The 6469-nt window shown below is 43.9% G+C and carries 5 protein-coding genes; all 5 read right to left on the bottom strand.

Annotation, left to right across the window (positions count from 1 at the left end; translation table 11 throughout):
* Positions 1-282 (bottom strand): hypothetical protein (locus F6K52_RS29910; protein ID WP_293087371.1); only part of this gene is annotated, 282 nt, incomplete at its 3' end.
* A gap of 700 nt (positions 283-982) precedes the next feature.
* Positions 983-2308 carry a hypothetical protein gene (locus tag F6K52_RS29905; protein WP_293087370.1) on the bottom strand — a complete coding sequence of 442 codons (1326 nt, stop codon included), beginning with the start codon at positions 2306-2308 and terminating at the stop codon, positions 983-985.
* A gap of 679 nt (positions 2309-2987) precedes the next feature.
* Complete coding sequence (recF, locus tag F6K52_RS29900) at positions 2988-4139, bottom strand: DNA replication/repair protein RecF (RefSeq protein ID WP_293087369.1); 1152 nt, start codon at positions 4137-4139, stop codon at positions 2988-2990.
* Positions 4140-4149: 10 nt separating this feature from the next.
* Positions 4150-4302, bottom strand: a complete 153-nt coding sequence (locus F6K52_RS29895) for a hypothetical protein (RefSeq protein ID WP_293087368.1) — start codon at positions 4300-4302, stop codon at positions 4150-4152.
* 235 nt (positions 4303-4537) lie between these two features.
* A partial coding sequence (locus F6K52_RS29890) for a cation-transporting P-type ATPase (protein ID WP_293087367.1) occupies positions 4538-6469 on the bottom strand: 1932 nt, incomplete at its 5' end.

Here is a 6469-nt window from a genome sequence, read left to right as displayed (position 1 = left end):
TGCCAACGCAGTTTCTACTTTACCAGGAACATCCTCAAATTCGACAATTTTGCCGATGGCGCGAAAATACTCCAGGTCTTTTGGATCGAAATCCAACATGCTGACTTTGTGACCGAAAACCCCTGTCTCTTCATCAAGGACAATATCACTACCTTCTGTGGCTTCGGTAATGGAATTCATCCATCGTTCCAATTCTTGTTCATTGATTTGAACCCCCAATCGGTTCGCGGATTCAATGACGCGGTTCCGTGCATCTGCGGTTTGATCTGGTGTTGTAGTCATATCGGATCTCCTGAAGATATATAATTGATGATATAACGATCAAAAATCTTAAAAAAACATAAAAGTTTGTGGTCTTGCCAATAGAGATTGAGCCTTAATTTCACTAGTATACTAATGCAAAACAATACGTTAAAAGCAGATTCAAATGCTAAATTATTGGTGTTGCTGAATTAAGGAATGAATGCGCAATCATCTGGTGCAAGTTAAAGCCCCCTAAATCCCCCAAGTTTGGGGGACTTTGAACGTCTTATTCCCCCCAGAATTGGGGGTTAGGGGGGCGAAACCATACCCAGAATCAGCAACGCCAAATTATTGACTGCTTTTGCATAAATATTATCTAGAAAGATATCATATTTATCAATGGTTGCAGCTAAGAAGTAAAATTTATTAACAATTTCTCTAGTAATACAGATAACATGGGAATAGTTCTCACCCAGTTGCACAGCCGATCTGGTACTATTAAACCCTTAGAACAAATGTAATCATCAAACCGAATGGAAAGTGCATTGCCAACAAGCATGCGGAGCGATGCAGTCGGCTAAAGGGGATTGCCAGGGGGCTTTCAAGGTGCCAACACAGGTGTGGCACCCAGACCCAAAACTATGAGTGACTGCATCAATACAAGGCAGGCTCTATGGATAACTTTCTCGGGTTACCCAACCATATCCGTTGCCCCTACCATAGGCGGCTAGAGTAATAATCAACTCTTGAGCTCGTCAATATAAGCTTTAATTGCAGGTAGTGCTGTCATCTTTTCGTAGAAGAAATTGTTGACAATATTCATTACCTCTGCTTGAGCTGCGTCTACTTGGGGACCAAGGGGAACGCCTTCTTCCTGACGGCTGATGCAGCGGGATAGACGCAGCAGATGGCGCACGATCTCCAATTCCTCTTCCCCTTCCAAGACCTTGATCACAGCCATAATCAGTTCATCAGTCTGATCAAGAATGCTGTCGATATCAAAGACGGTGCTTTTTTCCGTGGCTTCTTGAACTGTTTTTACCAGGGCGTGGACTTGATAAAGTAATGCCGCCGGTTCGTCAAACAGTTCCCGCAGGAAGGCAGCTTCCTCATACTGCCCATTCAGTCGGAAGATGTTGTACAAGCGTTTGGCAGCTTTGCCATAGTTGAGATTATCTTCTTTAACATATTTTTTAACTTGGTATTGCAACTCACTGACGTAATCATCCATGACATCGCTGGAAACCTGCTTCACCAGTTTGTTAAAGATGGGGGCAGATTCGGCATCCAGGTAAACCTCTTGGAAATAGGCGTCCAGATAGCCGTCTAAGGGAGTGATTGTACCATCCGGAGCTTCCCAGGTAACATCCAACATGTTGCTAGCGTTGGCCAATTGACCGCGCACTGGATCAGAAATTACCCAGTCCAGCTTACACCAACCGGGATCGTCCGCTACAGAATCCCAGGTGATGATGACAGGATTCCCTTCAGAGTCCCTCGCTTCAATCTTTCCAGCCACAACTTCATCAGCAGACCACGCGATCGGTGAGCCTTTGCTACAGGGACGTTCGTTACAGATAACGTCTTGGGGATAGCTACCGAATTTCAGTTCAATGAATTGAAAATTGTCACCCGACAGGCTATTGATTGCTTTCTCACGCATAATTCGAGCAAGAATCTGGCAAGCTTCAGCCTTGGTGGGGGCAATGATATTCACCCGCTCGAAGTAATCACAGTCTCCAGGGTGAGTTTGAACCTTAGATTGAGCTGCTGAACCAGAGAGAGCCAAAGCAGTTTCTACGACACCAGGAACATCGTCAAATTCGACAATTTTACCAATGGTGCGAAAACGCTCCAGGTCTTTCGGGTCAAAATCCAACATGCTGACTTTGTGACCGAAAACCCCTGTCTTTTCATCGACCACAATATCGCTGCCCTCTGTGGTTTGGGTAATGGAATTCATCCATCGTTCCAATTCTTGTTCATTGAGTTGAACCCCCAATCGTTTCGCAGATTCAATGACACGATTCCGTGCATCTGCGGTTTGATCTGATATTGTACTCATGTGGTATCTCCTGAATATATATAATTGATGATCAAGGATCAAAAAGGTTAAAAAAACCTAAAATTTTGTAGTCTTGCCAAAGAGCTTGCGTGTTGATTTCACTAGGCTCACAATGCCAGAGAATCAGTTAAAAGCAGTGTCAAATGCTAATTTTTTTTTCTGCTTTTTCAGAGAGTATCTAAAAAAGTATCATGTATCTGAATAGTTGCAGGGAAAATACCCAATTTCTTTACAATGTTTTAGCAATGCAGATAGGATGGGAATACTTTTCAAACAGTTGCAGCGAATGTAGTAGGAGTCAACCCTTAGAATAAATCTAATGATGGAACACAATCGATACCATGTCAACCAGCAAGATTATCGTAATTCTCTGTATTAGAGCATTTAAATATCTATCAATATCTTTTTTTTTCTGGTTATTTCCAATTGTTACAATTTAAAGCTACTATTTTTATATATTTATCAGCATCACTAATCAGATCGTCAATAACTTAAATAACTTACAAAAATTTGGAATTTCAATTAATAGTAAACAGGAATAAAATTATGTGTATATCCTAACTCTTAGTACAGGTATATCTCTGATTGCGATTAGAAGATACAATAACCTTAATATAACCAAAAAAATTTTCTTAATAACAAGTTACAAAAAGTACTTTACCCGATCAAACATCAACCATCAAGCTTCCAACCTTTTAATTTCTCCTGCTTGCACTGAAAGAATCTGAGACGAATTCAGCCATTGGGAATCAAAGGCTCCCAAGTGAGTAGTAGTAATTAAAGTCTGAAACCGGTCCTGAATAGCATCCAACAATAAATTTTGCCGATTCAGGTCTAGTTCAGCTAATACATCATCGAGTAACAACAGAGGTGGTTCTCCCACCACTTCTTCAATCAGCTTCAATTCTGCTAACTTGAGCGCTAATACTAACGTTCGCTGTTGACCCTGAGAACCATAGGACTTGGCTGGGGTTTGATTAATGGTAAACTGTACTTCATCCCGGTGAGGACCGACTAGGGTTCTCCCTTGATGAAATTCAGGAATAGAGTACTGTTGGATTTTCTCTAGAAAAGCCTGCTTGACTAGATCGGGGTCATCTTTGGAAAGACTGACATTGGGGGCATAGGTAATATCCAATACCTCTGTCTTGCCACTAATGCTAGCGTGCCATGCTTGGGCTAAAGGAGCTAACCGGTTTAGCATTCTCTCTCGACGGCGGGTGACCCGTGAGCCAGCAGTAGCCAGTTGGGCATCCCACAACCCTAGCTCAGCATTGTATTGCTTAGATACCGATGCATCAACTTCCCCTTCTTGTTGAAGTTTACGGATTTTTTTGAGCAAAGCATTGCGCTGTCGCAATACCTGGTTATATTGCTGCAAAATGTAGGCATAAATTGGTTCGAGCTGAGTCAGAATCGAATCGAGCCAGGCGCGACGCCGTTCTGGTGCTCCTCGCACCAGTTCCAAATCCAGGCTAGAAAACTGTACTGCATTGAGAATACCTAAAAAGTCCAACTGCCGACGTAAGGATTCTTGATTGAGAGCAACAGTACGTCGTCCTTGAGTGCGCAAGGTTAATCCTAGTTCTACTGAACCATAGGTTCGTTCTAAAGTAGCCCGAATCTCAGCAATGGGAGTAGTTTCTAAGACCAATTCGCGATCGCGTGCTGACCGATGACTCTTGAGGGTAGAGAGCAACTCTACTGCCTCTAGTAGATTCGATTTCCCCTGAGCATTATTACCCAGCAAAATTGTCTTGGGAGCATCGAAGTTGACCAAGCAATCTTTGTAGTTACGAAACTGTCGCAGGTGTAGGCTCTTAAGGTACATCCATTTAAGGTTACAAGTTGGGGGTTAGCAGGTTAATCGGTTGAAGGTTGAAGGTTAGCAGGTTGAAGGTTAAGAGGTTTAAGGTTAAGAGGTTGAACGCGATCGCGTGGTCTTTGGCCAAGGTTAAGAGGTTTAAGGTTAAGAGGTTGTTTGCCCAAGGCATCCCTTGTAGGCTAGGTTAGCTGGTTGAAAGTGAGCAGGTTCTAGGTTATCAGGTTCTAGGTTAATAGGTTAAGAGGCTTAAGATTAGAAGTTTGATCTGAACTGAAAAAAATATCTAACCGTCCAACCTGCCAACCTTCAACCTGCCAACCTTCAACCTGCCAACCTTCAACCTGCCAACCTTCAACCTTCAACCTTCAACCTGCCAACCTTCAACCTCCCAACCTCCCAACCTGCTAGCCTGAAACTTTTCCCTTGCTAAACCAACGAATAAATAATTTTTCCAGCTCAACCCAAACAAATAGTGAGGTACTAAAGCCAAGACAGACAGCGAATTCCATCATAGTCAGAGGTTCAGTGCCAAAGAAGTCTTGCAAAAAGGGTACATAAACCAGTAGCAGCTGTAAGAGAGTAGTCACAGTAACTGCTAATAGCAAATAAGGGTTAGAGAATGGGTTTAATTCCAGAGTAATGCGTTTGTTGGAGCGGACTGCCAGGGCGTGACCCATTTGAGCAATACATAGGGTAGTAAATACCATTGTCTTCCAGTGAGGGAAGTATCCGTAGGCGATTGCCATTAAGGTAATGTTGAAAATGGCAAAAACAATACCAATGCGCACCATATAAGACCCCAATCCTCTGGCAAAAATACTTTCCCGAGGACTAAAAGGCGATCGCTTCATCACATCCGGTTCTGCTGGTTCCACGGCTAGGGCAAGAGCGGGTAAACCATCAGTGACTAGGTTCATCCAGAGAATTTGTAAGGGAGTGAGGGGAACATCTGGTAATCCCATGATTGGGGCTGCGGCAATAGTTAATACCTCACCGATGTTACTGCCCAGGATGTATCTAATAAAGCGACGAATATTGTCATATACTGTCCGACCTTCTTCTGTGGCAGCAACAATGGTGGCAAAGTTGTCATCTAACAGCACCATATCGCTGGCTTCTTTACTGACATCGGTTCCGGTAATTCCCATAGCAATACCAATGTCAGCTTGCTTGAGAGCGGGTGCATCATTCACTCCATCTCCCGTCATGGCAACAAATTTACCCCGACCCTGGAGTGCCTGAACGATTCTGAGTTTGTGTTCCGGAGCAACACGAGCATAAATGCTGACTTGGTCTACCTGTTCCTCTAGATCAAGCTGGGAAAGCTTTTGTAACTCCTGACCAGTCAATACCTGATCACTTTGATTAGCAATTCCCAAATCCTGGGCAATCGCTCTAGCGGTAAGTTTGTGGTCTCCAGTAATCATAATCGGACGAATTCCAGCATTCCGGCATAGCTGAACTGCTTCTCGTACCTCTGGGCGTGGAGCATCCAACATTCCCACTAACCCCAACCACACCAACCCTTGCTCTAAGCTTTCATGGTCTGCTTCTGGAGCTGATAAGCTATCTAGGGACTTATAGGCAAAACCTAGCACTCGCAAACCAGCCCCTGCCATTTGGTTATTCTGTTCCAAAATCTGTTGCCGCTGCTCTTCTGTCAAGGGTTGACACCCTAAAGTTCCTCCTGCTGAGTCATCATTATGTACTGATGAAGTACAATGCTCTAACACCAATTCTGGAGACCCTTTGGTCAACATCATGTAACCGGTCAGTTGTGGGTTCTCGGTTGTTCCCGTAGCGTGGCCGAAAGGCAAAGGTTGTTCGCCTTTGGAGTTCGAGTAGGGTAGCTGAGCAGGTAAGTTAGCAGGTTGAGAGTTATCTGGAGAACTATCCCACTGACAAATTACACTCATACGCTTGCGCTCAGAGGAGAAGGGAATTTCATCCACACGAGAATACTTTTGATTCAGGGGTTCCTTATCTACACCACCTTTACCAGCCAGAGCAATTAATGCTCCTTCTGTGGGGTCTCCTAAAATCTTCCACTCCCCCTGTTCATACTGCAAGATGGCATCATTACATAGAGCACAAGCTAGAAGTAGGGGTTCGAGTTGGGGATACTGTTCTGTAGTAATGGCCTGATTGTCTAGAAGAAATTCCCCTACAGGTTCATAACCATTCCCAGTCACCTGAATACTAGTATTGAGGGTATCCACCCGTTGCACAACCATTTTGTTTTGGGTCAGGGTACCAGTTTTATCAGAACAAATGGTAGTCACACTTCCTAAGGTTTCCACAGCTGGTAGTTTGCGGATTAGAGCATGACGGCGTAA

It is taken from the genome of Moorena sp. SIO3H5 (assembly GCF_010692395.1).
Taxonomy (GTDB): Bacteria; Cyanobacteriota; Cyanobacteriia; order Cyanobacteriales; family Coleofasciculaceae; genus Moorena.
Note: the sequence above shows the minus strand (reverse complement) of the source record. Positions and strands in the feature narration are given on the sequence as shown.